The 26,054-nt window shown below is 71.6% G+C and carries 25 protein-coding genes and 3 pseudogenes; 10 read left to right on the forward strand and 18 right to left on the reverse strand.

Going from position 1 to position 26,054, the window contains the following annotated elements:
• Nucleotides 1–114: 114 nt before the first annotated feature.
• Entirely contained in the window at nucleotides 115–618 is a 504-nt protein-coding gene (locus ACLIN4_RS35275) for an STAS domain-containing protein (protein ID WP_411576615.1), read from the forward strand.
• Nucleotides 619–994: 376 nt separating this feature from the next.
• Here the strand turns inward: ACLIN4_RS35275 and rfaE2 are convergent, their stop codons facing one another.
• The 9 genes and pseudogenes from rfaE2 to ACLIN4_RS35320 all read right to left on the reverse strand — a co-directional run bounded on the left by rfaE2 (nucleotide 995) and on the right by ACLIN4_RS35320 (nucleotide 10,501).
• A complete protein-coding gene (gene rfaE2, locus ACLIN4_RS35280) occupies nucleotides 995–2,365 on the reverse strand; it encodes a D-glycero-beta-D-manno-heptose 1-phosphate adenylyltransferase (RefSeq protein ID WP_411576616.1) in 1,371 nt (456 codons plus the stop codon).
• A 30-nt stretch (nucleotides 2,366–2,395) separates the two neighbouring features.
• A complete protein-coding gene (locus ACLIN4_RS35285) occupies nucleotides 2,396–2,983 on the reverse strand; it encodes a D-sedoheptulose-7-phosphate isomerase (RefSeq protein ID WP_411576617.1) in 588 nt (195 codons plus the stop codon).
• Nucleotides 2,983–4,200, reverse strand: coding sequence for a glycosyltransferase (locus ACLIN4_RS35290; protein ID WP_411576618.1), 1,218 nt, complete (start codon nucleotides 4,198–4,200; stop codon nucleotides 2,983–2,985). Before ACLIN4_RS35290 ends, ACLIN4_RS35285 begins: the two co-directional genes overlap by 1 nt.
• Nucleotides 4,197–5,153, reverse strand: coding sequence for a glycosyltransferase (locus ACLIN4_RS35295; RefSeq protein ID WP_411576619.1), 957 nt, complete (start codon nucleotides 5,151–5,153; stop codon nucleotides 4,197–4,199). Before ACLIN4_RS35295 ends, ACLIN4_RS35290 begins: the two co-directional genes overlap by 4 nt.
• On the reverse strand, nucleotides 5,150–6,139 hold the full coding sequence (locus ACLIN4_RS35300) for a glycosyltransferase family 9 protein (RefSeq protein ID WP_411576620.1): 990 nt from the start codon (nucleotides 6,137–6,139) through the stop codon (nucleotides 5,150–5,152). The genes ACLIN4_RS35295 and ACLIN4_RS35300 overlap by 4 nt, the downstream gene beginning before the upstream one ends.
• Nucleotides 6,136–6,726, reverse strand: a complete 591-nt coding sequence (locus tag ACLIN4_RS35305; protein WP_411576621.1) for a D-glycero-alpha-D-manno-heptose-1,7-bisphosphate 7-phosphatase — start codon at nucleotides 6,724–6,726, stop codon at nucleotides 6,136–6,138. The genes ACLIN4_RS35300 and ACLIN4_RS35305 overlap by 4 nt, the downstream gene beginning before the upstream one ends.
• Nucleotides 6,723–7,721, reverse strand: coding sequence for a glycosyltransferase family 2 protein (locus ACLIN4_RS35310; RefSeq protein WP_411576622.1), 999 nt, complete (start codon nucleotides 7,719–7,721; stop codon nucleotides 6,723–6,725). Before ACLIN4_RS35310 ends, ACLIN4_RS35305 begins: the two co-directional genes overlap by 4 nt.
• Nucleotides 7,722–7,724: 3 nt before the next feature.
• Nucleotides 7,725–9,359 carry a carbamoyltransferase gene (locus ACLIN4_RS35315; protein WP_411576623.1) on the reverse strand — a complete coding sequence of 545 codons (1,635 nt, stop codon included), beginning with the start codon at nucleotides 9,357–9,359 and terminating at the stop codon, nucleotides 7,725–7,727.
• 181 nt (nucleotides 9,360–9,540) lie between these two features.
• Nucleotides 9,541–10,501 (reverse strand): annotated as a pseudogene (locus ACLIN4_RS35320) (NAD-dependent epimerase/dehydratase family protein).
• Between the two features lie 352 nt (nucleotides 10,502–10,853).
• On the opposite strand from ACLIN4_RS35320, the gene ACLIN4_RS35325 reads away from it, so the two are divergent.
• From ACLIN4_RS35325 to ACLIN4_RS35335, 3 genes are all read left to right on the forward strand, one after another.
• Entirely contained in the window at nucleotides 10,854–11,048 is a 195-nt protein-coding gene (locus ACLIN4_RS35325; RefSeq protein ID WP_073935361.1) for a DUF2795 domain-containing protein, read from the forward strand.
• Nucleotides 11,049–11,279: 231 nt separating this feature from the next.
• Nucleotides 11,280–12,431 carry a Vms1/Ankzf1 family peptidyl-tRNA hydrolase gene (locus ACLIN4_RS35330; RefSeq protein WP_411576624.1) on the forward strand — a complete coding sequence of 384 codons (1,152 nt, stop codon included), beginning with the start codon at nucleotides 11,280–11,282 and terminating at the stop codon, nucleotides 12,429–12,431.
• Nucleotides 12,432–12,465: 34 nt separating this feature from the next.
• The gene (locus tag ACLIN4_RS35335; RefSeq protein WP_411576625.1) at nucleotides 12,466–12,876 is read left to right on the forward strand and encodes a DUF2795 domain-containing protein; all 411 of its coding nucleotides are present in this window, start codon (nucleotides 12,466–12,468) and stop codon (nucleotides 12,874–12,876) included.
• 241 nt (nucleotides 12,877–13,117) lie between these two features.
• Here the strand turns inward: ACLIN4_RS35335 and ACLIN4_RS35340 are convergent, their stop codons facing one another.
• The gene (locus ACLIN4_RS35340) at nucleotides 13,118–14,314 is read right to left on the reverse strand and encodes an amidohydrolase (protein WP_411576626.1); all 1,197 of its coding nucleotides are present in this window, start codon (nucleotides 14,312–14,314) and stop codon (nucleotides 13,118–13,120) included.
• Nucleotides 14,315–14,509: 195 nt separating this feature from the next.
• Here ACLIN4_RS35340 and ACLIN4_RS35345 point away from each other — a divergent pair, with 195 nt between their 5' ends.
• A complete protein-coding gene (locus ACLIN4_RS35345) occupies nucleotides 14,510–15,973 on the forward strand; it encodes an aminotransferase class I/II-fold pyridoxal phosphate-dependent enzyme (RefSeq protein WP_107479323.1) in 1,464 nt (487 codons plus the stop codon).
• Between the two features lie 67 nt (nucleotides 15,974–16,040).
• On the opposite strand, the pseudogene ACLIN4_RS35350 reads toward ACLIN4_RS35345, so the two are convergent.
• Nucleotides 16,041–16,450, reverse strand: a pseudogene (locus tag ACLIN4_RS35350) (four-helix bundle copper-binding protein).
• A gap of 342 nt (nucleotides 16,451–16,792) precedes the next feature.
• Between ACLIN4_RS35350 and ACLIN4_RS35355 the strand changes: the two are divergent.
• Nucleotides 16,793–17,518 carry a GAF and ANTAR domain-containing protein gene (locus ACLIN4_RS35355; RefSeq protein ID WP_411576627.1) on the forward strand — a complete coding sequence of 242 codons (726 nt, stop codon included), beginning with the start codon at nucleotides 16,793–16,795 and terminating at the stop codon, nucleotides 17,516–17,518.
• Nucleotides 17,519–17,541: 23 nt separating this feature from the next.
• Here the strand turns inward: ACLIN4_RS35355 and ACLIN4_RS35360 are convergent, their stop codons facing one another.
• The 5 genes and pseudogenes from ACLIN4_RS35360 to ACLIN4_RS35380 all read right to left on the reverse strand — a co-directional run bounded on the left by ACLIN4_RS35360 (nucleotide 17,542) and on the right by ACLIN4_RS35380 (nucleotide 20,006).
• Complete coding sequence (locus ACLIN4_RS35360; RefSeq protein WP_411576628.1) at nucleotides 17,542–17,868, reverse strand: plasmid stabilization protein; 327 nt, start codon at nucleotides 17,866–17,868, stop codon at nucleotides 17,542–17,544.
• 193 nt (nucleotides 17,869–18,061) lie between these two features.
• The gene (locus ACLIN4_RS35365; protein ID WP_411576805.1) at nucleotides 18,062–18,700 is read right to left on the reverse strand and encodes a hypothetical protein; all 639 of its coding nucleotides are present in this window, start codon (nucleotides 18,698–18,700) and stop codon (nucleotides 18,062–18,064) included.
• Nucleotides 18,697–19,102, reverse strand: a pseudogene (locus tag ACLIN4_RS35370) (Ppx/GppA family phosphatase); the annotation flags it as partial. The gene ACLIN4_RS35365 and the pseudogene ACLIN4_RS35370, both read right to left, overlap by 4 nt.
• A 136-nt stretch (nucleotides 19,103–19,238) precedes the next feature.
• On the reverse strand, nucleotides 19,239–19,466 hold the full coding sequence (locus ACLIN4_RS35375; protein WP_411576629.1) for a DUF5133 domain-containing protein: 228 nt from the start codon (nucleotides 19,464–19,466) through the stop codon (nucleotides 19,239–19,241).
• Nucleotides 19,467–19,589: 123 nt separating this feature from the next.
• A complete protein-coding gene (locus tag ACLIN4_RS35380; protein ID WP_411576630.1) occupies nucleotides 19,590–20,006 on the reverse strand; it encodes a CBS domain-containing protein in 417 nt (138 codons plus the stop codon).
• A 206-nt stretch (nucleotides 20,007–20,212) separates the two neighbouring features.
• Here ACLIN4_RS35380 and ACLIN4_RS35385 point away from each other — a divergent pair, with 206 nt between their 5' ends.
• Nucleotides 20,213–21,022, forward strand: coding sequence for an SDR family NAD(P)-dependent oxidoreductase (locus ACLIN4_RS35385; protein WP_411576631.1), 810 nt, complete (start codon nucleotides 20,213–20,215; stop codon nucleotides 21,020–21,022).
• 205 nt (nucleotides 21,023–21,227) lie between these two features.
• Here ACLIN4_RS35385 and ACLIN4_RS35390 read toward each other — a convergent pair whose 3' ends face one another.
• Together ACLIN4_RS35390 and ACLIN4_RS35395 are read right to left on the reverse strand one after the other, a co-directional pair.
• A complete protein-coding gene (locus ACLIN4_RS35390; protein WP_411576632.1) occupies nucleotides 21,228–22,499 on the reverse strand; it encodes a cytochrome P450 in 1,272 nt (423 codons plus the stop codon).
• 540 nt (nucleotides 22,500–23,039) lie between these two features.
• The gene (locus ACLIN4_RS35395; protein WP_107479900.1) at nucleotides 23,040–23,243 is read right to left on the reverse strand and encodes a cold-shock protein; all 204 of its coding nucleotides are present in this window, start codon (nucleotides 23,241–23,243) and stop codon (nucleotides 23,040–23,042) included.
• A gap of 720 nt (nucleotides 23,244–23,963) precedes the next feature.
• Between ACLIN4_RS35395 and ACLIN4_RS35400 the strand changes: the two genes are divergently transcribed.
• From ACLIN4_RS35400 to ACLIN4_RS35410, 3 genes are all read left to right on the forward strand, one after another.
• Nucleotides 23,964–24,230, forward strand: coding sequence for a hypothetical protein (locus ACLIN4_RS35400; protein ID WP_271059184.1), 267 nt, complete (start codon nucleotides 23,964–23,966; stop codon nucleotides 24,228–24,230).
• Between the two features lie 82 nt (nucleotides 24,231–24,312).
• Nucleotides 24,313–24,666, forward strand: a complete 354-nt coding sequence (locus ACLIN4_RS35405) for an SET domain-containing protein (protein ID WP_411576806.1) — start codon at nucleotides 24,313–24,315, stop codon at nucleotides 24,664–24,666.
• 628 nt (nucleotides 24,667–25,294) lie between these two features.
• Nucleotides 25,295–25,984, forward strand: coding sequence for a GAF and ANTAR domain-containing protein (locus tag ACLIN4_RS35410; protein WP_411576633.1), 690 nt, complete (start codon nucleotides 25,295–25,297; stop codon nucleotides 25,982–25,984).
• The last annotated feature ends 70 nt before the right edge of the window (nucleotides 25,985–26,054 follow it).

Genomic DNA, 26,054 nt, shown 5'->3' on the forward strand with positions numbered 1-26,054 from the left:
CGCGAATAAGGCTCTCTCGCCTCCTCCCGCGCGCTGTCGGGCCGTTCCCCACCGGCAGGGCAGGGGTACGTCGGATCCGCAATTCGTGCCCGCGTCCAGTCTGGGGGGGGGCGGGTGGGCAAGACCACGCCGATCTTTGGCATCAGCCGCTGGGGCAGGGGTACGACGGATACGGCGTCAGGAAGCGGCAGCCCGCTAGCCAGGCATGCATTCGAGGAGTCCGTGTTGCTGTTTCCGTGCCACCGCCTCACCGAAGACCAGATTGTGATTCAGATCGACGACGCCATCGATTTCAACACGGAGGACGTCGCCCACGGGCACCTCTGCGGAAAGATCTCGCGGTCGGCCGCCCGCACCGTGATCATCGATGTGCAAACGCCCTTGGTCACCGCCACGGCTGTCAGTGTCTTGCTGCGTACCCGGCAATTCGCCTATAGCCGTGGAGCCGTGCTGTGTGTTGTGGCGCGTCGATCGCTGGCCCGCAGGGTCTTCCGCACAACCGGTGTCTGCCGATACCTGCGCGTGGCAGCCACACTGCCCGGTGCCGTGAGACTCACCCGCGGGTGCCCGCCCCTCTCGGAACCGCCGACCCGGCAGGGTGACGGCGCCCTGGCATGAGATGCGCGCCGTGCGCGCCGGCTTGCGGACCGGCGAGGGACGGTTTCGGCTGCTGGACGCGCTCGACGGTCTGACGGCCGACGCGGGGGCCCTCAACGCGGGTGTGGGGCGGCGCCTTGATGGACACCGACCTGGCCGAGGACCAGTAGGTCATCGATCTCAACGTCGGCGCGACAGTGCGGCTGGCCTGACCAAACTGTTGCTGCGAGCCATGGTGATGCGCGGGGCGGGCGACTTCCTCGAGCGGGCGGACATGGCGGACGAGCCAATACCAGTTCGTGGCCGGGGAAGGCCCGTCGCAGGGCGCGCAGCGCCGGCACGCCGGCGAGGAGGTAGCCGAGGCCGAGGGCGCGCAGGACGAGCAGGCGGGGGTGCGTCATCGGGCTCCCTCCGCCGCCCGGGTCATGAGCGCGGTCGAGGACCGCCCGTCGAGGTACGGCAGCAGCACCGCCTGTCCGCCCCACTCCTCGAGCAGCACCGCCTCGGGCAGGTCCGCGCCGGTGTAGTCGCCTCCCTTGACCCAGATGTCGGGGCGCAGGTCGGTCAGCAGCCGTTCCGGGGTGTCTTCGTCGAACACGGCCACCGCGTCGACGCATCCCAGGGCGAGCAGCACACGGGCCCGGTCGGCCAGCGGGTTGACGGGGCGGCCCTTTCCCTTGCGGCGCCGTACCGACGCGTCGGAGTTGACGCAGACGATGAGGCAGTCTCCGATGCGGCGGGCGGTCTGGAGCAGGCCGACGTGCCCGGCGTGCAGGAGGTCGAAGCAGCCGCCCGCCGCGACGACGGTGCCGCCGGCGGCCCGTACCCGGGCGATCACCGTGCGCGGGTCGGGAGCAGCGCCCGCGCCGTCTTCGCCGGGCTGCCGGGGAAGCGCCTCGGCTTCGGGCGGGGCCCCGCCGGCCACCGTGCCCGCGCCGCCCGCGGCGACGAACCCGCTCGCGGCTATGACGGCGGCCTCGACGGCCTCGCCCACCAGTGTCCCGTCGGCGAGCAGCCCGGCCGCCGTCGCGGCGAACCGGTCGCCGGCGCCACAGGGGTCGCCGTGGTGCGCGGCCGGCGCCGGGACGAGTAGGGGGTGCTCGCCGTACGAGAGCAGGGCACCGCGCGCGCCCATGGTCACCGCCACGGAGGTCGCGCCCCAGCGCCGCACGAGCGCGGCGGCCTCGCGGGCGGCGGCGCGCAGGTCGCCGTCCGGTGTTCCGACGGCCCCCGCCAGTGCGCGCGCCTCCGACCGCGCCGGTGTCACCAGCCGGATGCCGGGCACCGGCGGCCCGCCTCGCGGGTGCGGGTCCCAGACCACCGGCGGACGCTCGGCCAGGACGTCGCGCAGGGCGTCCGCCGCGCCCCGGCCGTAGTCGGAGACCAGCACGGCGGGGGCCGAGCGGACGGCTTCACGGGCTTCGTCGGTGGCCCCGCGAACGCGGCCGTCACCGCGGTCCAGTCGCACGACCGGGCGGCCCTGTGCCAGCACGCGGGTCTTCTCCGGCAGGGCGCCGGACAGCGGCAGGCCGATCACCCTCACCCGGCCGTCGAGCAGCCGGCGCAACTCCTCGCTCGCCGGGTCGTCGCCCATGCCGGTGATCAGGGTCACGTCCCGGCCGTCCGCGGCCGCGAGGCAGGCCGCGAGGGCGGCGCCGCCCGGCCGTGCCCGTCGCGCCCGCTCGGTGACGACCGGTACGGGCGCGTCGGGGGCGAGTCGGTCGGCGTGGCCGGTCAAGTCGCGGTCGAGCAGGGCGTCACCGACCACGACGAGGGGACGTGCCCGAGCGTGCCACGGTCACTTCGCCTTCCTCTCCAGCGCCGCGTCGAACGCCGCGCACACCATGTGCACCGCTACCAGGTGGAGTTCCTGGACGGTGGCCGCCGTGGGCGCCTCCACGCACAGGGCCTCGTCGCTGCCCGCGGTCAGCGGGTTGGGGGCGGGTCCGGTGAGGGCCCATACGCGCAGACCGGCCGCGCGGGCGGCGTCGGCGGCGGACAGCAGGTTGGCGCTGGCGCCGGAGGTGGACAGCAGCATCAGCATGTCGCCGGAGCGGCCGTGGGCGCGTACCTGGCGGGCGAACACCTCGTCTACGCCGTAGTCGTTGGCGATGGCGGTGGTGCTGGAGGTGTCGGCGTGCAGGGCGAGCGCGGAGAACGGCGGCCGGTCGTCGCGGTAGCGGCCGACGAGTTCGGCGGTCAGGTGCTGGGCTTGGGCGGCGCTGCCGCCGTTGCCCGCGGCCAGCAGCCGGCCCCCGCTGGAGAGCACCTCCGCGAGCAGCCCGCCCCAGCGCTCCGTGAGAGGAGCCCGGCCGCGGAACCGGGTCAGGGCGTCCAGGAGTTCGTCGCAGTGCGCGACGACGGACGATTCGGCATGGGTGCTCATCAGGCGACCTCCGTACGCAGTTCACGGCCCATGGCGGTCTGCCGGTAGACCCGTTCCACTCCGTCCGCTACGCGCTGCCAGGTGTAGCGGGCGAGCACACGCTTGCGGCCGGCCGCGCCGAAGCGGTCACGCCTGCGGTCGTGCCCGAGCAGATCGCGGACGGTGGCGGCGACCGCCGGGGCGTCGCCCGGCGGCACGAGCCGTCCGGTGCGGCCGTCGGCGACGGTGTCCCGGTGACCACCGACGGCGGTAGCGACGACGGGTGTACCGCAGGCCATGGCCTCCAACGGGACGATGCCGAACGGTTCGTACACGGGAGTGCACAGGACCAGGTCCGCGCTGCCCATCAGCGCGGGCATCCGGCGCGGGTCGACGGCACCGAGCAGCCGTACCCGTTCGGCCACTCCCTGCTCCTCGGCCAATTTCAGCAGCCGTCGGGCTTCGGGCTCGGCGTGCAACCGGTCGGAGGGCGGGCCGCCGGCGATGACCAGTTCGGTGTCCGGGATCCGAGTGAGGGCGCGGATCGCCTGGTCGTAGCCCTTGCGGGGGACCAGTCGGCCGCAGGCGAGCAGCCGGTGCCGCTGCTCCCGCCCGGGAGCGTCGGCGGTGTCGACCCGAGGGTGGAAGTGGTCGGTGTCGACGCCGCACGGCACCACGGACACCCGGCTGGAGGACACGCCCATAGCGGCGAGTTCCTCCTGCTCGTCGGTGCAGGTGGCCAGGATCCGTTCGCAGGTGAGGCCGATTTGCCGTTCGACGCCGATGCGTTCGGGCGGGCTGGTGTCGTCCCGGCCCTGGTGGCGGCGCTTGACGGTGCCGAGGGCGTGGAACGTCTGGACCACGGGGATGCCGTACGGGTGCGCGCCGATCCGAGCGGCCATGCCCGACATCCAGAAGTGGGCGTGCACGACGTCCGGCCGGTCCGGCCGCCAGGCCCGGGTGAGGTACGCGCCGAAGTCGGGCATGTGGGGCAACAGTCCGTCTTTGGCAATCACCTCGGGCGGTCCGGCGGGCACGTGCTCGACGACGGCACCGCCGGGCAGCGGCACCCGCTCGGGCAGATCGGCCGCGTCACGGCGGGTGTACACGGTGACGTCGTGGCCGCGACGCGCCAACTCCTCGCTGAGCCGTGCCACATACACGTTCTGGCCGCCGGCGTCGACACCGCCGAGCGCGGCGAGAGGGCTCGCGTGCTCGGACACCATGGCGATCCTCATCGGGTCACCTCCTTCAGCAGCCGCTCCCAGTCGTCCAGGAAGCGGGACAGCCCGTAGCGGGCCAGTGCCGCCGCCCGTGCATCCTCGCCGACCGTGCGGGCGTGCAGCGGGTCGGTGATGAAGTCGCGGACGGCGTCGGTCAGTACGTCGATGCGGTTGGAGACCACACCGGCGCCGGTTGGTACGGCCTCTGTGACCTCGGTGGTGGCGAGGGCGACCACGGGCATGCCGAGGTGCATGGCCTCTAGCAGGGACAGCCCGAGGGAGGTCCAGCGCACGGGGTGTGCGTAGACGCGGCGGCGGGCCATCTCGGCGTGCAGGTCGTGCTGGACCAGCTCGTACGAGCGGCAGCGCTCGGGCGGAATGCGGAGGTGGTCGGCGAGGCCGTCGGTTTTCATGCCGAAGACGTCCAGCGGGGCGGCTTCGGCGAACGTCGGCAGCAAGTCGGTCCCGGTGGTACGGCCGCGCCGGATCGGCTCGTTGACGGCGACGGCCGCGTGCGGGAACTCTCCGGTCCACAGGGGACCGGGGTCGACGATGCCGTGTTCGATGACGGTGGTCTCGGCACTTCCGGCGTCCCACATCAGGCGGTTGAAGTGGGTGACGTGAACCAGCGGCACACCGGGCAGGTCGCTGACCGGATGCCGGGTGTCCGGTACTCCGGGAGAGCCGTGGGGAGCGTTGTGCTCCAGGTACACCATGGGCGGGCGGCGGCCCAGCCACTGTTCCACGAGGGTGTACTCGTGCGGGCGTTGAAGGATCACGACGTCGATGTCGGCGTCCCGCAGCCGTTCCGGCGGGAGTTCGATCACCGACTCCGGCCAGTCGAAGGTGCGGGCGCGGCCGAGTCCGTCGGGTCCGCGGTCCGGGGTGACGGGGACGACGTAGGTATGCGGGCCCTGTACGAAGGCCGTGGTCCACGACCCGTGGACGTGCCAGATCAGGATCCTCATTCCACGACCATCACTTTCTCCACGGCGGCCACCACATCCTCCGCGGTGACGGACTGCAGGCATGGATGGCCGGGCACCGGGCAGTCCCGGGCGCGGCTGTCCGCGCAGGGCGCGTCCTGGTCGCCGAGCAGCATGTGCGGGACGCCGTAGGGGTGCCAGCGTTCCGCGGGGACGACGGGGGCGAACAGGGACACCACCGGGGTGCCGACGGCGGCGGCGAGGTGGGCGGGGCCGGTGTTGCCGGTGACGACGGCCCGCGCGCCGGCCAGCACGCCGGCCAGTTCCACGGCGTCGGTACGGCCGCCGAGGTCGAGGCCGTGGTCACCGGCGACGTACGCGGTCAGCTCGCGCTCCCCGGGACCGCCGGTCACCACGGCCCGGTGCCCGGCCACCGACAGTTCACGCACCGCCTCGGCGCACCGCTCCCGGCTCCAGGCCCGGGCGGGCACGCTGGCCCCGGGGTGCAGTACGACGTACGGCTCCGGTCCGGTCAGCCGGAGGGCGTTGGGCGGGTGCAGCACGCGCAGTCGGCCGTCGTCGACGCGGGGGAAGCCCGCGGCCTCGGCGAGGTCGAGCGCGGCCTCCGCCTCGTGGGCGTGTGGGGCGCGGTGGTGGCGCACGTCGAGCAGGGAGCCGGGGTAGTCGTCGCTGTCGGCGGCGATGAAGCCGACGCCGGCCAGGCGCAGCAGCAGGGCGGCGGGCAGCGGCGACTGGTGGAAGGAGGTGAGGATCAGCGCGGTGTCGGCGTCGATGGTGTCGACGAGCAGCTCGACCTCGCCGCGGCCCACGGGCGGGGGCGTGAAGCCCACCCACGGCGCGTCCCAGACCAGGATGTCGTCCACGCCCGGCAACATGCGGGCGGCAGGGGCGCCGGCCGGTCCGCACAGAACGGTGACGTGGTCGGCCCGGGCCGCGACGGCACGGATGGCCGGTCCGGCCAGCAGCATGTCGCCGAAGCTGTCCAGGCGGGTGACCAGGGCCCTCATCGGATGCTCCCGGTGATCTCGTGGGCGGCTGTGACAGGCCGCCGGCCGACTGGAAACCGTCCGGACGGCCGCTGGGACAGCACGGTGCGCACGGCCGTCGACAGGTCGCGTGCCACGTGTTCGGAAGCCGCGATCTCCTCCGGCCGGGTCTGCGCGGTGGGGACGAGGACACCGAGGGCACCGGCCCGGCTCGCGGCCTCGACGTCGGCTCCTATGTCGCCGATCACGGCGATCCGCTCCGTCGGAGTGCGCAGCCGGTCGGCGGCCCGGAGGATCATGCCGGGCCGGGGTTTGCGGCAGTGGCAGCCGTCGTCGGGGCCGTGCGGGCAGACGGCCCACATGTCGAAGGGGCCGAGCAAGGCGTCGATCCGCTCGTTGACACGGCGGACGTCGGCGGTGGAGAGCAGCCCGCGAGCGATGCCGGACTGGTTGGTGACGACGCCGGTGCCGATGCCGCGGGCGCGCAGCGAGTCGAGTGCCTCGCGGGCGCCGTCGACCGGGCGGACCAGATCGGGCTCGCCGTTGTAGGGGACGTCGTGGACGAGGGTGCCGTCGCGGTCGAACAGCACGAGGTCGATCTCGTTCACGACGTCACTTCCTGCCAGGGGGCGGCGTCTCGGTGGCGCCACAGCCCGCTCAGCCGGTGCCAGGTGGCGGCGGGCGGGATGAGCACGCTCGTGACGAGCATGGTGTTCACCTCGTGTGGGGTGCGCGGTCCGGGCGCGATGCGTGCCCAGGTGAACTCGCCGGTGCCGACGGCCCAGCCCAGTGCTGCGGCCGCGGCGGCCCGGCGGTGCCCGGTCAGGGCGAGGACACCGGCGGCCAGACCCGCGGCCGTGATCGCGAGATGCCTGCGCAACCGGCCGCGCGGCGCCTCGGCCCGCTGCCACCAGTCCGGCCCGTGCAGGCGCCGCATCAGGGCGTCGTCGGCGTTGCCCCGCTGGGCACGCAGGGACACCCAGCGGTCGGCCGGCCGCACAGGGTGCCGGGTGGTGCGCCGGCCCTGCCCGATGCTCCAGCCGGCGTCCAGTATCCGCAGTGCGAGGTCGGCGTCCTCGCGGAAGGCCCGCCGGAATCGCTCGTCGAAGCCGCCGGTCTGCTTCAGGGCTTTGGCGCGGTACGCCATGTCGGCGGTGATCCAGCGCGCCCGGGCCAGGCCGGCGGTGCCGCGCTCCCAGTCGGTGGGCCGGCGCTCCCCCGGCAGCGGTACGGTGATGACGCCCTGTACGCCACCGGTTTCGGGGCCGGCTTCCGCGAGATCCTGGGAGAGCTGGTCGCACCAGTGCGGGCCGACCTGGACGTCGTCGTCGAGGAAGGCGACCCAGGGCGTGTTGACCGCGCGCAGTCCGGCGTTGCGGGCGGCGGCGGGTCCGCGCCCTCCGCTGTGGATCACCAGGGCGCGCTTGCGCAGATCGCCGAGGACGCCCAGCGAATGATCCAGCGCCGTGGCGTCCGGCTCCGGGCGGTCGTCGACGAGGACGATCTTCTCGGGCTTCGGACCGGTCGCGGCGGCGAGCGCGGCGAGGCAGTCGGCGAGCGTGCCGCGCACCAGCGTGGGGATGACGACGGCGTAGGCGGTCATACGTCAGGCCCTCCCGAACATCGCGCCCCGGCGCACCGCGTACGGCCCGATCGCCAGCAGGTCCACCGGTGCTGAGCCGAAGCACTCCAGGGCGTCGCGCGGATCGTCGACCATGGGCCGGCCAGCGGTGTTGAGGCTGGTGTTGACCACGACGGGCACCCCGGTGCGCTGCTCGAACGCGGTCAGCATGCGCGCCACGAGCGGCTCCTGAGAGGCGTCGACGGTCTGGATGCGGGCGGTGCCGTCCACGTGCACCACGGCCGGGATGCGCTCACGCCACTCCGCGGCGACGTCGTGCACGAACAGCATGTACGGGCTGGGCAGCGGGCCACCGGAGAAGATCTCGTGGGCGCGTTCGGTGAGCACCATGGGCGCGACGGGCCGGAACTCCTCACGTCCCTTGACCCGGTTCAGCCGTTCCAGGTTCTCCGCCCGGCCCGGGTGGGCCAGCAGGGAGCGGTGCCCGAGAGCGCGCGGTCCGTACTCGCTGCGGCCCTGGAACCAGGCGACGACGCCGTCCCGGGCCAGTTCCCCGGCGACAGTCTCGGCGATGTCGGCCGGCTCCTCGAACGGGACCCCCGCCCCCTGGAGCCAGGCGCGGATCTCCTGGTCGCTCCAGCCGCGGCCGAGGGCGGCGCCGGACATCGGCTCCGGGTTCTCGGCCAGGTGCAGGGCGCCGCCGAGCGCGGTGCCGGCGTCTCCGGCGGCGGGCTGCACCCACACGTTCCGGTACGGGCCCTTCGCTGCGATCTTCGAGTTGGCGACGCAGTTCAGCGCGACGCCGCCGGCCAGGGCGAGGGTCTCACCGCCGGCCTCGCGGTGCAGCCAGTGCACGAGTTCGAGGAGGACCTCCTCCAGGACGGCCTGCGTGCTCGCGGCCAGGTCGGCGTGCTCCCGGGTCCACGGTTCGCCCTTGGCACGGGGAGGGGCCAGGGCGGCCCAGTCGACCCCGTGGGCGCGGAAGCCGCCGTCGCCCGTGGCGTGCACGTACTGCCGCAGCCGGGCCAGGTGGCGCGGGGTGCCGTAGGAGGCGAGCGCCATCACCTTGTACTCGTCACTGCTGCGCAGGAAGCCGAGGTGCTGGGTCAGGTCCTCGTAGAGCAGGCCGAGGGAGTCGGGCAGAGGCTGGGTGAAGAGCGTGTCCAGCTTGCCGTCGTCGTAGCGCCCGGCCAGGTGGGACGCGCACTCACCACGCCCGTCCAGGACGAGGACCGCGCTGTCGGGATGCGGGGCGGCACGTCCCGCGGAGGCGGCGTGCGCGACGTGATGGGGGACGAAGACGACCTGCTCGGGGTCGAGGCCGGGCAGGGCCTCGGCGAGGAACTCGGGGGCGCGGCGGGCGTAGTCCTGGCGCAGCGGGTCGAAGGGGTCGTCCAGGTCCATGTCGGCGGCGGGCCGGGCGAGCGCGGGGTCGTAGGAGTAGGTGACCGCGTCCAGTTCCTCCGGCCGGACACCGGCGTGTTCCAGGCACCAGCGGGCGGACAGCTCCGGCAGTTCCCACGCCGAGAACGGCAGCGGGCGTTTGCCGTGCTTACGCCGGCTGAACCGCTCCTCATCGGCCGCCGCGACCGTACGTCCGTCCACGACGAGGGCGGCGGCCGGGTCGTGGAACAGGGCGTTGACACCAAGAATGCGCATGAAGGGTGCTCCGTCCCGGACGGCATGCAGAGGCGCTCTGGCCTCGCGGGTCCCCACCGCAGTCATCTCAAACACTTGGAGACAGCTCGCCCGGAGGTCCTCGCGTTCGTTTCTCTCCGTGGCTGTGCGGACGCAGGACCCTCCTTTGCACCGGAGCTGTGTTCACACGGCGAGCGTTACTTCAGGCAGCCATCGAGCGCGAGAACCAGTTGACGGTAAGGGACAGGCCCTGGCTCCAGCCGGTCCGGGGCCGCCAGCCCAGGCGTTCGAGGGCGAGCCGGGTGTCGGGCCGGCGCCGGGCGGGATCGTCCACGGGGCGGTCCACGAACCGGATCCGGGAGGCGGATCGGGTGAGCTCGACGATGCGGGGGCCAGTTCCAGCACGGTGATCTCCTCGCCGCCGCCGATGTTCACGGGGCCGGTCTCGCGGGAGGCGGCCAGGGCGAGGACGCCGGTGACGGTGTCGTCGATGTAGCACAGGGAGCGGGTCTGGCTGCCGTCGCCGGCGATGGTGAGGGGCATGCCGTCCAGGGCCTGCGCGATGAAGGTGGGTACGGCGCGGCCGTCGCCGGTGCGCATGCGGGGGCCGTAGGTGTTGAAGATGCGCACGATGGCGGTGTCGGTGCCGTGCACCTGACGGTGGGCGGTGACCAGGGCCTCGGCGAAGCGCTTGGACTCGTCGTAGACGCTGCGCGGCCCGATGGGATTGACGTTGCCCCAGTACGTCTCGCGCTGCGGGTGCTCCAACGGGTCGCCGTACACCTCGGAGGTGGAAGCGAGGACGAGGCGCGCGCCGTCGGCGCGGGCCGCCCCAGGGCGTTGCGGGTGCCGGTGCTGCCGACGTCGAGGGTCTCCAGGGGGAGCCGCAGGTAGTCGGCGGGCGAGGCGGGACAGGCGAAGTGCAGCACCAGGTCGAACCTGCCGGGCAGAGCCGCGAGGGCGTCGGGGGCGGTGGCGTCGGCGCACACGAAGCGGAAGCCGCGGTACCGCTCCAGTTCGGAGACGTTGGCCCGGGATCCGGTGACCAGGTTGTCCGCGCACACGACCTCACTGCCGGCCTCGGCCAGCCGTGCGCACAGGTGGGATCCGACGAATCCCGCTCCGCCGGTCACCAGGGCCCTGCGCCAGGGGTGTCCGCTCACGGGGTCCCTCCTCGCTCTCGCGTCGACTCGGATGTCGGTGTGAGTAGCCGGATCGGGTTGCCGCATGCGTGCGGTTGTGCCGGCTCGGTGACCGCGCGTCGCTTCGGTGGCCCCTGAACGACCACACGGGGTTCGTAGCGTGCCGACCGGCCGGCACGACTCCGCGCGTCTGCGGGCGGACCGGGGCCTCCACCGAACCGGAGCCGACCCATGCCACGGACGGTGTCGCCCACTTCGCCGGGGCGGACGGGCCGACATGCGCCGTCCCCTCTGCTGTGGCCACGATGTACCTGCCGGCCGACCCGGTACGACGGGCCTACCGGAGGACCGTCAGGACAGCGAGGAGACCGCCATGGCGAGCATCAGCCCGATCGACCTGCAGAAGGCACTCAAGGGCGCCGAGTACCCTGCCAGCCGCGACGACCTGGTCACGCTGGCCAAGGACAACGGTGCGGACGACACCCTCGTGGAGAAGCTCGGCGATGCCCCTGCGGACGAGTTCGACGGCCCGAACGATGTCCAGAAGGCCGTGTTCGGGAACGAGTAAACCCGGACGGCTGTCGAGGATGCCGGTGGTGGGCCGCCGACCCTCTCGAAGGATGGGATGAGGGCCGGCGGCCGGCGCAGCCGGGCGGAGAGAGGGTCCGCCGCTCCGAGGGCACCGACGGCGCTCCGGCCGTAGTCGGACCACGCGGGGTGAGACCCGCGTGCCGGGTTCGTCGTGTGTCTCTCGTCCTGCTTCGGGCACCCGGCCCGGCAACGGACCGAAGGAGGAAAAGTGCAGCTGTCTTTCCTGCAACCGCTCTTCGACCGCCCGGGCCCGTGGGCCACCGTCTACTTCGACCCCGCCCAGAACGACGAGTCGGGTGCCAAGCGGCGTGAGCTGTCCGTACGCGAAGCGTGCCGGACGCTCGAGGAGGAGGGTGCCGACGCCGCGACCACGGAAGCGGTACGCGACGCCCTCCTTCGGATCGGACCCGCGGAGGACCCGACGGGCCGAGTGGTCTTCGCGGCCGGGGGCGAGGTGGTGCTCAGCCACCGGCTCTCCCGCCCGCCGCAGCGGCCGATCGCCTGCTGGGCCTCGCTGCCCCGGCTGACGCCGCTGCTGGAACTGGTGGGTCAGGACCCGGTCTGCCTCGTGGCGTACATCGACCGGACGGGTGCCGACTTCGAGCTGCGCGGGGCAGCCGGCCCGCGGTCCGCGGGACAGGTCGAGGGGCAGCAGCACCCCGTGCATCGCACGGCTTCGTCCGACTGGTCCGAGCGGCACTTCCAGCTCAAGGTCGAGAACACCTGGGAGCGCAACGCCGGTGAGATCGCCGAAGCGCTGAGTGCGGCCTATGAGGAATCCGGTGCCGACCTGGTCGTCCTGGCCGGCGACCCCCGCGAGCGGCCGTCCGTGCACGAGAGGCTCACCGAAGCGGTCCGCCGGGTCACAACGGAGACCGAGCACGGCGGTCGCGCCGCGGGGTCCGCCTCCGCGCTGCTGGAGGAGGCCATCGAGGAGGCCCGGCGGCGGTACACGAGTCACCGTGTCGAGGAGGCGCTCGACCGCTTCCGTGCCGGCCGCGTGGGCACCGACCGGTCCACGGAGGCGGTGGAAGGCATCCCGGCGCTGGTGGAAGCGGCCCGAGAACACCGCATCGACACGTTGCTCGTCCGGCCCGACGGACCGGAGCTGGACCGTGAGACGTGGGTGGGCAGCCGGCCCGACCAGGTCGCGGCGCGCCGGAGCGACGCCCGGACGCTGGGGGTGAGCGATCCGGCGGCAGTACGCGCGGACGACGCGTTGCTACGCGCAGCCGCCGTCACGGCCGCCGACGTACTGGTCGTCCCCCCGGCGGACGAGGACGACACGGAAGCCACGGACATTCCTACGGGCGGCCTGGGCGCTCTTCTGCGCTGGACCTACGAGACGACTCCGGCGTGACGGCGACACAGCCGAGAATGCGAGGTGTGGAGACATGACGGAACGAGGCAGCAACCCGATCAGTCCGCGTACCGACGACGAGATGAAGCACGAGCTGGAAGGACACCTGCGTTCCGGCCGGCCGACCCACGTGGAGGAAGCGAGCTCCCCGGAGCCGCCGGCGGACGACGACATCCGGGTGGACCCGGGCGGACCGGTTCCCCCTCCAGGCGAGGAACGCGACCGGGCGCGCGCCGAGGCGGAGGCGGATTCCCTGCGTCTCGAACTGGCACGCCACCTGGACCGCACGGTCTTCCCCGCCGACCGGCGGTCGGTGCTGGAGGCCCTGGAGGCGCACCACGCACCGGACTCGGTGCTGGAGGCGGCGCGGGACCTCCCGGAGGGCGGCACGTACACCAACGTGACCGAGATCGTCGAGGCACTCGGTCACCGACCGACACGGTGACGACGAGAAGCCGGCGGACGGCTCCCGCGCGGCGCGGGTCACGCACGGGAGCTGAGACGCCGAGAAAGAAGTGGTACAGCCAGGCCCCCGCGGTGCCGACGCTTGGTGGTGTCTCGGCTTAGCTCGTACCGCAAACTTCCCTCGGTCCGGGGTTTTTGGCAGATGGCTGCCGTGCCACGAAGCCCAGGTCATCCTGCGTTCCACCGGTGGACTCTATGGAGATGGCTGTGGCGGACATGGCTCAGCGTCCCGCCTGCCGGTGCAGTTCCCACGCCTTCTCGCGCAAGTCCGCGTCGAGGAGCAGGTCCGCGGCCGTGCAGGCCAGCGCGCCGGTGACGGCGACGAGCACGTCGCGGGCCCGTGGAGAGGCGGCTGCCGCGGCGAACTCGGGGGTGTGGTCGGACCCGTCATTCATGATGGCGACGAAAGGGTGGATGGCGGGCACGCGTGTACTGACGTTGCCGATGTCCGACGATCCCAGGTAGACGCCCGGCGCGGGCGGCGTCAGCTCGATCCCCGCCTCGGACAGGCGTTCGGCGAACGTCTCGGACAGCGGGCCGCTGTCCCGGAAGTGCTCGTAGCGGAGCGTGGCCCGTTCCACCTCGACACGAGTGCCTGTGGCGTGGGCGACGCCTTCGGCGGCGGCGCGCAACTGCCCGGTCAGGTCCTCCAACTCCTCGTTCGTCGCCGCCCGCAGGCCGAACAGCCCCTCCGCGTACTCCGGGACGATGTTGGTTGCCCTGCCCCCGTCGGTGACGATCCCCTGGATGTGGGAGGCCGTCGGCAGACGCCTGCCCAGGGCGGTCAGCACGTTGAACAGCTCGACCAGCGCCAGGAGAGCGTCGACACCCTCGGTCGGGTTGCCGGTGGGGTGCGCGGCGCGGCCGTGGAAGGCCACCCGGTACTGCACCTGCGCGGTCAGCGGGGCCCGCGTCCAGTCGTACACGCCGGGGTGGAACATCAGCGCGGCGTCGACGTCGTCGAACACGCCGGCCTCCACCTCCAGGGCCTTTCCGCCCCCGCCCTCCTCGGCCGGTGTCCCGACCGCCATGACGCGTCCGTCTGAGGCGTCCAGCACCGCGTTCAGCGCTAGTGCCGCTCCCAGACCGGCGGCTGCGATGAGGTTGTGCCCGCAGGCGTGGCCGAGTCCCGGCAGGGCGTCGTACTCCAGCAGCAGTGCCACGGCGGGGCGGCCGTGGCCCGAGCGGGCGGTGAACGCGGTGGGCATCCCGGCCGTCCCGCGCTCGACCTCGAAACCGGCCCTCTCCAACGTGTCCGTCAGTAACGCCGCGGCCCGGTGCTCGGAGAAGGCGTACTCGGGGTGAGCATGCAGCTCCAGGGCGGTCTCCCAGACAAGATGCGCCCGTTTCGCGACCTCCGCTCGCAGTCTCTCGTGGACGTCGGCATGCACAGCGTCGCCGGAAGGCGTACGGGTCACCTGGCCTCCTCGGATCAAGGTGCGGTCGTCGGTCTTCGCGTCGTGCACCATCGGGTGCCGTCAACCGGGCGTCGTCACACCTCCGGGTTTCGATCCGGGACATCGGTGCAACACGTCCGGTGCGCTCACGGACGACGCAGAGCGAAGTCGCCGTGCCGGAAACGGCCGGGCGGAGGACGACCGCTGGGAGGAACGATGGATCACTCGCGGGTACCCGTGCTGGAGGCGCTCGAGGAGTTCCGGCGTCGTGGGGACGTGGTCTTCGGCCCGCCGGGGCACAAGCAGGGCCGAGGCGTGGACCCTAGGGTGGCAGACATCGTCGGGCTCGACGTGTTCCGGTCGGACGTACTGTCCCTCAACGGACTGGACGACCGCCGTCAGTCCCAGGGCGTACTCGGCCAGGCCCAGGATCTGATGGCCGACGCGGTAGGGGCCGAACAGGCGTTCTTCTCCACCTGTGGCAGCTCCCTGTCAGTCAAGACCGCCATGTTGGCCGTGGCCGGTCCCGGCGAGAAACTCCTGCTGTCCCGCAACGCGCATAAGTCGGTGATCGCGGCCGTCGTCGTCAACGGTGTGGAGCCGATCTGGGTGCATCCGAAGTTCGATGGCGAACGGCACCTGGCGCACCCGCCGGAGCCCGAGGACGTCCGGCGCCGCCTTGAGGAGCACCCGGACGCCAAGGGCATGCTGCTGATCACTCCTACTGATTGGGGCACCTGTGCGGACGTGGCGGGCGTGGCCCGGGTCTGCCACGAGTTCGACGTCCCGCTGATCGTCGACGAGGCGTGGGGGGCCCACCTTCCGTTCCATCCCGGGCTGCCGGCCTGGGGCATGGACGCCGAGGCCGACCTGGTGGTCACGAGTGTCCACAAGATGGGCGGGGCCATCGAGCAGAGCTCTGTCTTCCACCTTCAGTACGACCGGGTGTCGCCGGAGGCCCTCAAGCAGCGGGAGGACCTGCTGGGCACCACCAGCGCCTCCTCCCTGGTCTACGCGACCCTCGACGGCTGGCGCCGTCAGATGGTCGAACACGGACACGACCTCCTGGACGCCGCGCTGCACCGTGCGGAGCGCATCCGGTCGGCCGTCGGCGATCTGCCCGGCTTGCGGCCCATGGGCGGGGAGGTCGTCGAGGAGGGGTTCGCCGCCGCGTTCGACCCGCTGAAGATGGTGATCGACGTACGGGAGCTGGGCATCAGCGGCATGCAGGCGGCCGAGTGGCTGCGGGCGAACCGGCATGTGGACATTGGCGGCTCCGACACCTGCCGGATCAGTGCGTCCATCACGCACGCTGACGACGACGAGACCGAGAAGATCCTGTTGGACGCCCTGCGCGCGCTCGTCGAGGGCGCCGACTCCATCGAGAAGCAGCCGCCGGTGCACCTGCCCGAGCCCTCGGCCCTGGAACTGGAGCAGGCAATGCTGCCGCGGGAGGCGTTCTTCGCCCCGGTGGAGCACGTGTCCGCCGAGCGCGCGGCGGGACGGATCGCCGCGGAGATGGTCAGCCCGTACCCGCCGGGGGTGCCCGTCGTCGCTCCAGGTGAAGTCATCACCGACGAGGTGTTGGACTACCTGCGCAGCGGTGTCGAGCATGGGGTCCTGATCCCGGACGCGGCCGACCCTTCGCTCAAGACGCTCCGCGTGGTGGCGCGGGACTGACGACGGTTGATCGAAGACGGCGCCTGCCCACCACCCGGCCGCACGAAAGGCATCGGGTGCGCGGGCGTCAGCCGAGGGAGGCGAGGAGGTCGTTGCACGCTTCCTCGCAGCGGCGGCACGCCTCGGCGCAGACGCGGCAGTGCTCGTGCTGCTCGGCGTGGCTCGCGCACTCGTCACCGCAGGCTTTGCAGACGGTGGCGCACGCCTTGAGGACGGCCCGGGTGACGTTGGCGTCGTAACCGGTGTGCGGGAGAGGACGGCTGCCGTGGCGGCACAGATGTCGGCGCAGTCGGCGTCGGTCCTGATGCACTTGGTCAGCCCGGCGACCATCTCTTCCGACAGGCAGGCGTCCGCGCACGCCGTGCACGCCTGAGCGCAGGCGACGCACTCCTCGATGCAGTGGGCGAGCATGTCACGATCCACCCCGCCCAGGTCGGCGGGGTAAGCGGCGAGCATGTCTCGAACAGCAGTGTTCATGGGAGTCGCCCAGGTCCCTCCCGGCGAGGGACGGACGCGGGCAGTCCCCTCGCGAGGGGACTGCCCTATGCTGCGCGCATGGCACGGCCCTGGGAGCCAGGGCGCCGGCGTGTGAGCGGCCGCCCGGCGCCAGTGCGCCGGTCACCGCCACCGGTGTGGCGGTGACCGGGGAGTAGCGTGTGAGTTCGAAGGCCACGCCGTTCCGCTCGCGAACCATGGCGGTCGGTGGCCGCACCGGAGATGTTCCCTGCGGATCCTGGAGTCCGTCGGCCCTGGTGGAAGAGCGAACCGACCGACTTGCGACCGGGGCTCAGCGCCCGAATCACCGCGAAAGGACATCAGATGAACGCCGAGGGCCCGTACGACAGCGGCCACATCACCCAGTGGCTGCTGGAAACCGAGTCCTTGGAGGACTTCCTCCAGACGCTGGCCGACGCCGCCCTGACACTGGCCCCCTGCGAAGGCGTCGGAGTGACGCTGGAGCGGGACGGCCGCCCCCTCACGGTGGTCAGCGCGGGGATCGCGGCACCCAAACTCGACGAGAAACAGTATGGACAGGACGACGGCCCCTGCCTTCAGGCCCTGCGCAGCGGTAAAGAGATCACCGTCGGTGACATGCTGGACGAGACCCGGTGGGGCGACTATCCCGCCTATGCCGCCTCCTGCGGCATCCGCTCCTCCCTCTCCCTGCCGGTCGCCGCCCACACCGACACCGCGGGCGCGCTCAACTTCTACGCCGACCCGCCCGACGCGTTCGCCGACAGCGATCTCGCGGCTCTGCGTGCCCTGGCCACTCAGGCGACCGAGGGCATCGCCCTGTCCCAGCGGATCAGTGACGCCCAGGAGTTCGCCGACCAGATGCAGACCGCCATGCGGTCGCGCAGCGTCATCGACCAAGCGCTCGGCATCATCATGGGTCAGCGCCACTGCACCGCCGACGAGGCGTTCAACATCCTGCGCTCCGCCTCGCAGCACCGCAATGTCAAACTCCGGGACGTGTGCGCCCAGTTGGTCGCCAGCGTCACCGGGCGTCCTCCCGTGGACCCTGGCTTCAGGCGTCGCGGCTGAAAGAGGCCGGGGGAGGGAGGGGGTCAGTTCCGGCCGAGAGCCTTGGCGAGCTGGTCCTTGTTCATCGTGGACCTGCCCTCGACGCCCTTCTTCTTCGCCTCCTGGTACAGCTGCTCCCGCGTCGGGCCCCCGCCCGAGGAGCCGGACTTCTCGCCGCCTCGTCGGGACGGTGACTTGCCCTTCGTGGAGCTACGGCTGGCGGACTTCGCCTCGCCGGACTGTGCACGCTCCTTATTCACGGTCCGGGCGGCGATTTCCTTGGCCCGGCCCTTTGACGCCCCGCGGTCCTCGGCGCTGTCCTTGATGTGCTCGTACTGACGCTCCCGCTTGGAACTGGAACCCGCAGGCATGATCGTCTCCTCCTGATACCGGTCGTTCGCACGTCCCGATCTGATGAGTGCCGGAACGGGTTGCCCGTGTTGCGGTGGCCAAACGGCCTTGAAGGCGGGCCCACCCGATGGCACCCCGCGAACGTTGATCTGCTGATGTCCACTCCCGGTCGCCGGTGACCTCCCGATAATGCGAACCGCTGGGATGGGTCATTCAGCCGGCCCCGGTGGGGAGTCGACCGGCTTGTGCCTCACCAAGTGGTGCCCGCTTTTCGCCGAGACGCTCGCGCGGGACGCGTCGTTCCTGCAGTTGGGTGAGCAGGACGCCTTCTTGCACGGCCCATGGAGAGAGGGTGACGTGAGCGATGCCGAGGCACCGCATGGCGGTGTGCGCGATGATCGCACCGGTCAGGCGCTGGCGTGTGCGTGTGGGGGAGATACCTGGCAGATCGGCCCGTGCGGGCGCGGGCAGTTCGGCCAGGCGCCGCAGGCCGGCCTTGAGATCGTGGCGGTCCAACTGACGTGGGACGAAGACCCCTTGCCGGCCGGGGGCCGCCCCGCAAAGCCTGCCGAGCTGGTGGAAGGTGCGTGAGGTCGCCGCGGCGGTGCGCGGCCCCTCCCACTGCATCCGGACGGTGACGTCGCGCAGTTCGTGGCGGACGCGACGCCGTACCCTGCGGAGCTGTTCGGGCGTGGAGGTGGCGTCGTGATCCAGGTACTCCCGTGTCAGGTGGACGACACGGAGCGGCAGGGAGACGGCGAAGTCAGGGGTACGGCCCCGGCCTGAGGTATTTCGAGAGAGCCGCCGCCGATGTCGAGCAGAACCATGGGCCCGGCTTGCAGGCCGATCCAGTCGCGCGCGGCCAGGAACGTCAGCTCGGCTTCCAAGTCGCCGGGAAGGATGTGCACGTTCAGGCCGGTGCGCGCGTACCTCGACCAGGACGTGCTGCTGGTTGGCGGCGTCCCGAACGGCGGCGGTCGCCACGGCGAGCGGTTCGCCCACTCCCCAGTAGGCTGCCTCCCGGCGCATCCCGATGATCGTCTCCGCCAGCTGTTCCACGGCGCCCGAGGCGAGTCGGCCGTCGCCGGTGCACTTCTCAGCGAGCCGCAGTCGCCGCTTGCTGCTGTGCACAGGCAGCGGAACGTCACCGTGTCCGTGGGCGACGACGAGCCGCACCGTGTTCGATCCGATCTCCACCACCCCGAGTCGCCTGGGTGGTGAGTAACCGGCGACGGTCCTCGTACGCCTGTGCATCAGTGCTTCGAGAGGCTTTTGCAGCCGTGAAGGGGAAGCGCATCAGTGACCGGGTGACCCGCCGTCGTCGATCACGTCGGCGTGAGGCCGCCCGACGAGGAGCGGCCCGTCGACGGCTCGCGGCCGGATCAGGCTCTCAGCCTGTGAGAGGCGTCTTGTCCGCCCACCGGGCCCCAGACATCTGGTGGCGCGCCGCGATGAGGGCGGAGGCGATGTCACGCGTACCGGTGGACACGCACAGGGTGTAGGTGACGTCGTCCAGGCGCCGCCGGGCTTCCTCACCGCTGTTTTCGGCGTGCAGCGCGCGCAGCGCCTCGTACTGCTCGACCAGGTTCTTCAACACGGCCGGGTGGGCCATCAGCATCGGGGGTCTCCCTTGGTCGCCGCCACTCGCTCGGGTCGCACACGGACCTGGGTGCCCCGAGCCCCGGTCCCGCAGTCTCACGTCTTGTGGGACAAGGGGCCGGGGCTCGGGACAGGGGCGACGTCAGTCGGTGGACAGCGCCTGCAGCAGATCACCGACCTGGGGGTCGGGCAGGGAGCGGGCGACATCGGCCTGGGCGACCATGCCGACCAGGTCGTGTCCGTCGATCACCGGCAGACGGCGCACCTTGTGCGCGGACATGGTGCGCAGGATCTCCTGCACGTCGTCGTCGGCTCCGATGGTGACGGCCTCGCCCTGGGCCAGTTCACCGGCCGGACAGGTGGCCGGGTCCTTGCCGGCACCCAGGACCTTCACCACGATGTCCCGGTCGGTCAGGACACCCTTCAGCTTGTTGTCGGTGCCGCAGATCGGCAGGGCGCCGACCCCGAGGTCCTTCATCTTGCGGGCCGCGTCCAGCACCGTCTCCTCAGCACCGACGCATTCGGCTCCGCCGGTCATGATCTCTCGCGCCTTGGTCATGGACTCCCCTTCTTCGGCGTGCCGCCTCCCGCACGGGTGCCGAGGGGCGGCGGTTGAGCTGATGCGACATGTGTTCCCGAGTGCCAGGGCTGGTAACGGGCTCTTTCCTGCTCTTCCGCTCACCGTGTGCGTGCGCAGCCTGCGAGTGACGGTCGTGCGACCGTCCCTCAAGGCGTGGCACGGGGCGCGGCGGTTACCCGTCCGTCATGACTGACACACGGCCACTCGCCCTGATCACCGGCGCGTCCAGCGGAATCGGCCACGAACTGGCCCGGCAGTTCGCGCACCACGGCTACGACCTGGTGGTGAACGCCGAGGACGAAGCGCCGCTGGAGTCCGCCGCCCAGGAGCTGCGGGAGTCGGGAGCGGAGGTCCGCGCGGTGCGCGCCGATCTCCGGACCGGCGAGGGACGCTTCCTCCTTCTCGACGCGCTCGACGGACTGACGGTCGACGTCGCCGTCCTCAACGCCGGTGTGGGCCAGGGCGGTGCCTTCGTGGACACCGATCTCGCCGACGACCAGGAGGTCATCGACCTCAATGTCACCGCGACCGTGAGACTGGCCAAGCCGCTCCTGCGGGCCATGGTGGCGCGAGGAGCGGGTCGGCTCGCCTTCACCTCGTCCGTCGCCTCGATGATGCCCGGCTCCTTCCAGCCCGTTTACAACGCCTCCAAGTCGTTCGTGCAGTCCTTCGCCCAGGCACTGGCGGAGGAGGTGAAGGACACCGGCGTGACCGTGACCGCCTTCATGCCGGGGCCGACGGACACGGCCTTCTTCGACCGGGCCGGCATGGCGGACGACACCCGGATCGGCACCATGAAGAAGGACGATCCGGCACAGGTGGCCGAGCAGGCATTCGAAGCGGTCATGGCGGGTGAGACGACGGCCGTGACCGGGTCCTTGAAGACCAAGGCACAAGGGCTGGCGGGAAAGGTGCTGCCCGACGGGGTCAAGGCGGCGATCCACCGGCGGCTGGCGGAACCGGGAACCGGCAAGGCCCCCGAGCAGCCGTCCTGAGGAGCGGACGGGCGTCGCCGCGCCCGCCCGAGGTATCTGCTCCGTCGGCGCCAAGTTCCCTGGTTTCCGTTGCCTGACGGGAGAGCACGGCCACTGACGGGCGGGTAGGGCGAGGTCGGCGGTACGCAGCGCTCGGACCCGCGTACCGCAGGCCGGTCCGAGGAAGAACCGCTGCCAGGGGCCCGCCTGCCCAACGGAGCGGAACTCACACGGGCGTCGGCGTGCGCTCGCTCGTCGTCCGCACGTTCCGTACGGCGAAGCCGCTGCGTACCCGCGCTGGGATGCGCCGCAGGGAAATCCTCAGGTCCTGGTCGGGGACGGCATAGTCGAGGTTGGCAAGACGAAGTGCCAGAGCCTCGAGCAGCCCGATAGTCAGCCCTTCCCCCGGGCAGCGGTGACCGGTGCGTGGTTCGCCGCCGCCCTGCGGGACCAGTTCGTCACGCTCGACGGCATGCTGGAGGAACCGCTCGGGGCGGAAGACGAACGGGTCGCCCCACAGTTTCTCGTCGTGGTTCTGGCCGAAGACGTCGAGCAGCACCATCCCGCCGGCCGGCAGCGAGACTCCTCGCCAGGCCAGATCGCGGACGGCCAGGCCGCCGAGGAACGGGGCGAACGGGTAGAAACGGCGCACCTCGTGCGCGAACGCGGCGGCGTAGGCGGGGCCGCCGCTGCGCAGCCGCTCACGCTGGCCGGGCCGCAGATGCAGGGCGTGCGCCGTGTAGGTGACGAACCAGCAGAGCGCGACAGTGGGGCGCAGGACGTTCAGCAGCTCGACCGCGGCCGTGTGCGGGTGGAGCAGTTCGCCGTCGGCCTCGCGGTGCTCGCACACGGCGGCGAGCACCGATCCGTCAGGGGCGGCTGCCTCGCCGGCGCGCACGTCCTCGATGAGCTGGGTGAAGCGCTGCTCCTGGCGGCTGCGGGCACGTCGCGCTCGCCAGTGCCGTGGCCCGGCGGTGGCGAAGCCGTCGACCATGGCGACCAGGTCGTGGGCAAGGTCCTTCGTCTCTTCGGTGTCCTCGCCGAGCGGAACACCCGCCCAGCGGCACACGCCGCGGGTGAGAACCACGCTCGCCGCGTCGAACAGCACGGTCTGCTCGGCCTCGCCCCACTGCCGGACCGCGTCGTCCCACACGGCCGTCACGTGCTCGACGAGACCGGAGATCCGGTCGGGGCGCAGCAGCGGCAGGAAGAACTCCTTGCGGGCGCGGTGCGCATCGCCGTCAAGCGTGTGGACGGCGTCATGACCGAACAAGGTGCTCAGCACGGGCCCCGGCAGGGCGCCGCCGCGGTGTACGTTCTCCTGGTCGTAGAAGAACCGCACGGCTTCGGGCCCGCGCACGACGAGCGCCGGCTTGCCCAGCACCCGAGTGCGAGCCACGCCGTCGGGGCGTTCCCGCAGCACGCTGGGCAACCAGGAGTAGCCCTGGAGGAGAGCCGGCAGGGAACGGTCGATCAAGGGTGCGGTCGGCATCTGCATGGCCACCGGGTGCCCGCGCCCTCAGCCGGGACACGTGGTGGTCGATACAAGAAGGCGAACAGTGAGGCGCCGGAGGCGTGGGCTGGCAGATCCCCCTGGGTGGACTGAAGCGCGCGCTGTGCGTGCGCGCCGTTGACACCGTCACCGCTGATCGGTATGCCGACGCCCTCGCGCTGGGGAGCGGGCGTGGAAGCATCGGCGGGCCAGATCGCGGACCCTCCCTCTATGGACAGCACAAGCCGCGGCCCGAGCGTGTGACACCTCCTTGGGGGAGGCGTCACCTCCGAGCAGGTGGAGCAGCGGAGCGATCGGTACAGACGGCGTCGGTCAAAGGAACCTCATGGACGACGCCATCTTGAATGATCGCATGGCCGGATAGCGGGCGCAGCCCGGCCCAAGACCGAGCCCCCGATGCATCCACCCACGGCCAGCGACTTATGCGCGCCACGTTCCTCATCCGTGCGCCCGGCGCCCGGGGCGGCGCGAAGCGGGAGGCGGCTACCGCGCCGGCAGCCGCCTGGTGGTCATCGCGCCGCCCGGTCAGCGCCGGACGATGTTCTGCGCCTGCGGCCCCTTCTGGCCCTGTCCGACCTCAAAGGTGACGTGCTCTCCCTCTGTCAGCTCGCGGAACCCATTGCCCTGGATCTCGGAGTAGTGCGCGAAGACGTCCGCGCCCCCGTCGTCCTGCGCGATGAAGCCGTAGCCCTTTTCGCTGTTGAACCACTTCACGGTGCCGCTGGCCATACTGTCGATCCTTCGTTCATGCGCGGAGGAACAGCCCAGCTATCTGGGCATGCTCCGGCTCCCGGCAGCAGGAGCCGCAATCGTTGTACCCCGCACTGTCCCGCTTATCCGACCGACGACACACCCAGTCCCAGGCGACCACGCCTACCTCTCCGACTCCGCAGGCCATTGCATGCGTGCCTGCGGACGGTGGTGGCAGATGAAGACGGCTCCGGCGCCGAGCGCGGGGCCGGAGCCGTCGACGACGCAGGTCCCGTCGTGGGGCGAGCAGGACCCGCGCGTACTGCCCAACGCATCGGGCATCAGGTCGTTACGCCGCCGATGCCTGCAGTCGGCTGACCGGCATCGCGCAGTCGACCGGGGAATGTCAGGCCACGACACGATGAAGCGCCGGAGCAGCGGCGGCGGGTAGCCCGCGGCGAGAAAGGGCCCGCATACCCCACAGTCAAGGGTCGGGCAGATAGCCGAGGAGTACGTCGGCAGGCCCGGTGGCCTTCACCTCACCGCAGGCAGCACGAGTGTCTCCGCCCGGCCGAGCACATCGTTCCACCCACCCACCCGCTCTTACCCGCACCGGAGCACCGACGTTCGACAGGATCTGCGCGGTGGCGAAGGAGTGCCGCGTCGGCTCCGCGGTCCCGGCACGCCAGCGTTCGGCCCGTCGGCACCGGACCGACGACCAGTGAATGGCCGCAGGTTTGGCACGGCCCGGAGGGTGACGTGGACGTCGTGGACCGGCGCACGCGCACCTGCCGGCCACTGGGCACCTCCGGGATGGCGTTGCTGAGCATCCGGTGCGAGATCCTGGACCAGCACGGCCGTCGACCCCTCGTGCCGGCGCACACCTACAGCAAGCTGGTCGTGCCCGACCCGCTGCTGAAGAAGCAGTTCGCCGAAGCGGGCCTGGAGCTGACCAATTCGGTCCCGTCGCCGAGCGGTCGGACTACCACCGTGACCGCATCGACCGCTTGGGTGATCTCGGCATGATGGGCGAGCCCGACTGCTGGTACCGGGCGGCGCGCCCATAAACGTCCCGGACGCCGCGGCGAGCGGCCCCGGCCACCTCCTGATCGGCGCCTCCGCGGTCCACGGCCGCGGTGTCCTCGCCACCCGCGCCCTCACAGCAGGGGAGACCGTCGAGTCCTGCCCCGTGATCCTGGTACCCGCTTCACAGCGCCACCTCGTCGACGACACAACACGCTACGACTACTACTTCAACTGGCCCGGCGACCAGGCGGCCCTCGCGTTGGGGTACGGCAGCCTCTACAACCACTCGCCTCGGCCGAACGCGCGCTACCGCAAGAACACCGACACCGCCACCGTGGACATCCACGCTGTGCGCGGCATCGCGCCGGGACAGGAGATCACCGTCGGCTACACCTGTGACGGCACCAACCCCCTGTGGTTCGACCCGGCCTCCTGACTCGGCAACCCTGCACGGCACCGACCGCATCGTGCGGCGTCGGCGCCGCCGCCCAGCGGGCGGACAGCGCTATGGGGATTGTGGTTGCCCGACGCCGCTGCAGGTGGCGGGGGTCACTGAGGCCAGGATGCTTGGCGGCCGCGTCGAGCCGGCCGCCGGCCGCAATCGGAGCACGCACGTGCAGCCTTTCACGAACCGATTGTTTCGTTCGGCGCGCAGCCGGAGCACCCGGACACGCCTGCCCCAGTGGTGCGTTACTCGTGTCGCCCTTCGGGACACCTAGCCGTCCTGGTCGGCGGCCCCGTTCGAAGGATCAGGGCAGCGGCCCCGCTCAAACGCTCGTCCGCACCCAGAACCGTGCACGCCGACTTCGCCGCCTTCCAGGCTGTGCGCGTTTGCTCGCTGGGCCAGCTGGCCCCGGACAAGTCGTTCATGGGGCTGACTGACCGGCCCCGAGCCGTTGTCCTGCCTGAAGACCGGGTCGCGCTGCGGAGACTGTTGGAGTGGGACAGACAGGCATCGACGAGGGGTTGCAGCCATCAGCGTGCGGCAGTTGGACGGCGGGCGTGGTGGGGGGCTTAGGGTGAGTGGACGGCTCTACGGGTGTGCCGAGGCGGGTGGTGGCGGGATGCGGTGGCAGAGGTTCGCTGAGCAGATGGCGGTGCTGGCCCGGGACCTTCTGGAGAAGAAGTCGGTCCAGGACACGCTGGACGCGATCTCGGCGGCGGCTGTGGACCTGGTCGAGGGGTGTGACGCGGCGGGGATCCTGGCGGTGCGCAAGGGCCGGGCGGTCACGCTGTCCTCGTGCGGGGAGTGGGTCGAGGATTCCGACCGTATCCAGGGCGAGCTCGGCCAGGGGCCCTGCTACGACCTGGCCCGCCACGAGACCGGTGAGCGCACCTACCGGATCACCGACATGTCCCAGCCTCAGCCGGACTTTCCCGCCTACGCCGAGGCTGCCCGCGAACTCGGTATCGGCAGTATGACCGGCATCCTGCTTTACACCGACAACGAGGACTTCGGCGCCCTCAACTTCTACGCCCGCCGCCCCGGCACCTTCACCGAGGACATCGAGACCGCCGCCTGGATGCTCGCCTCCCACGCCGCCGTGGCCCTGGCCAGCGCCCGCACCATCGACCAGCTCGAACACGCCATGGAGACCCGCCACGCCATCGGCGAAGCCATGGGCATCCTCATGGAACGCCACCGCATGAGCGAAGACGACGCCTTCAACGTGCTGCGCCGCGTCTCCCAGCACCACAACATCAAGCTGCGGGACGTGGCGCAGAAGGTCCGCGCCGAGCAGGAGCGCCGTTGACCGACGTGGACGTGCGCCGGGGCGTGGTGTCCTGCCGTCTGCGCGCCGTGCCGGGCGAGGCGCGGTTGGC

This window comes from Streptomyces mutabilis (assembly GCF_046628145.1).
GTDB lineage: Bacteria > Actinomycetota > Actinomycetes > Streptomycetales > Streptomycetaceae > Streptomyces > Streptomyces mutabilis.

Excerpts from the sequence above, each read along its gene's own strand:
- ACLIN4_RS35285 (WP_411576617.1), bottom strand. The coding sequence starts at position 2,983 with ATGAGCACCCATGCCGAATCGTCCGTCGTCGCGCACTGCGACGAACTC.
- ACLIN4_RS35290 (WP_411576618.1), bottom strand. The coding sequence starts at position 4,200 with ATGAGGATCGCCATGGTGTCCGAGCACGCGAGCCCTCTCGCCGCGCTC.
- ACLIN4_RS35295 (WP_411576619.1), bottom strand. The coding sequence starts at position 5,153 with ATGAGGATCCTGATCTGGCACGTCCACGGGTCGTGGACCACGGCCTTC.
- ACLIN4_RS35300 (WP_411576620.1), bottom strand. The coding sequence starts at position 6,139 with ATGAGGGCCCTGGTCACCCGCCTGGACAGCTTCGGCGACATGCTGCTG.
- ACLIN4_RS35310 (WP_411576622.1), bottom strand. The coding sequence starts at position 7,721 with ATGACCGCCTACGCCGTCGTCATCCCCACGCTGGTGCGCGGCACGCTC.
- ACLIN4_RS35315 (WP_411576623.1), bottom strand. The coding sequence starts at position 9,359 with ATGCGCATTCTTGGTGTCAACGCCCTGTTCCACGACCCGGCCGCCGCC.
- ACLIN4_RS35325 (WP_073935361.1), top strand. The coding sequence starts at position 10,854 with ATGGCGAGCATCAGCCCGATCGACCTGCAGAAGGCACTCAAGGGCGCC.
- ACLIN4_RS35335 (WP_411576625.1), top strand. The coding sequence starts at position 12,466 with ATGACGGAACGAGGCAGCAACCCGATCAGTCCGCGTACCGACGACGAG.
- ACLIN4_RS35345 (WP_107479323.1), top strand. The coding sequence starts at position 14,510 with ATGGATCACTCGCGGGTACCCGTGCTGGAGGCGCTCGAGGAGTTCCGG.
- ACLIN4_RS35355 (WP_411576627.1), top strand. The coding sequence starts at position 16,793 with ATGAACGCCGAGGGCCCGTACGACAGCGGCCACATCACCCAGTGGCTG.
- ACLIN4_RS35360 (WP_411576628.1), bottom strand. The coding sequence starts at position 17,868 with ATGCCTGCGGGTTCCAGTTCCAAGCGGGAGCGTCAGTACGAGCACATC.
- ACLIN4_RS35375 (WP_411576629.1), bottom strand. The coding sequence starts at position 19,466 with ATGCTGATGGCCCACCCGGCCGTGTTGAAGAACCTGGTCGAGCAGTAC.
- ACLIN4_RS35380 (WP_411576630.1), bottom strand. The coding sequence starts at position 20,006 with ATGACCAAGGCGCGAGAGATCATGACCGGCGGAGCCGAATGCGTCGGT.
- ACLIN4_RS35385 (WP_411576631.1), top strand. The coding sequence starts at position 20,213 with ATGACTGACACACGGCCACTCGCCCTGATCACCGGCGCGTCCAGCGGA.
- ACLIN4_RS35390 (WP_411576632.1), bottom strand. The coding sequence starts at position 22,499 with ATGCAGATGCCGACCGCACCCTTGATCGACCGTTCCCTGCCGGCTCTC.
- ACLIN4_RS35395 (WP_107479900.1), bottom strand. The coding sequence starts at position 23,243 with ATGGCCAGCGGCACCGTGAAGTGGTTCAACAGCGAAAAGGGCTACGGC.
- ACLIN4_RS35410 (WP_411576633.1), top strand. The coding sequence starts at position 25,295 with ATGCGGTGGCAGAGGTTCGCTGAGCAGATGGCGGTGCTGGCCCGGGAC.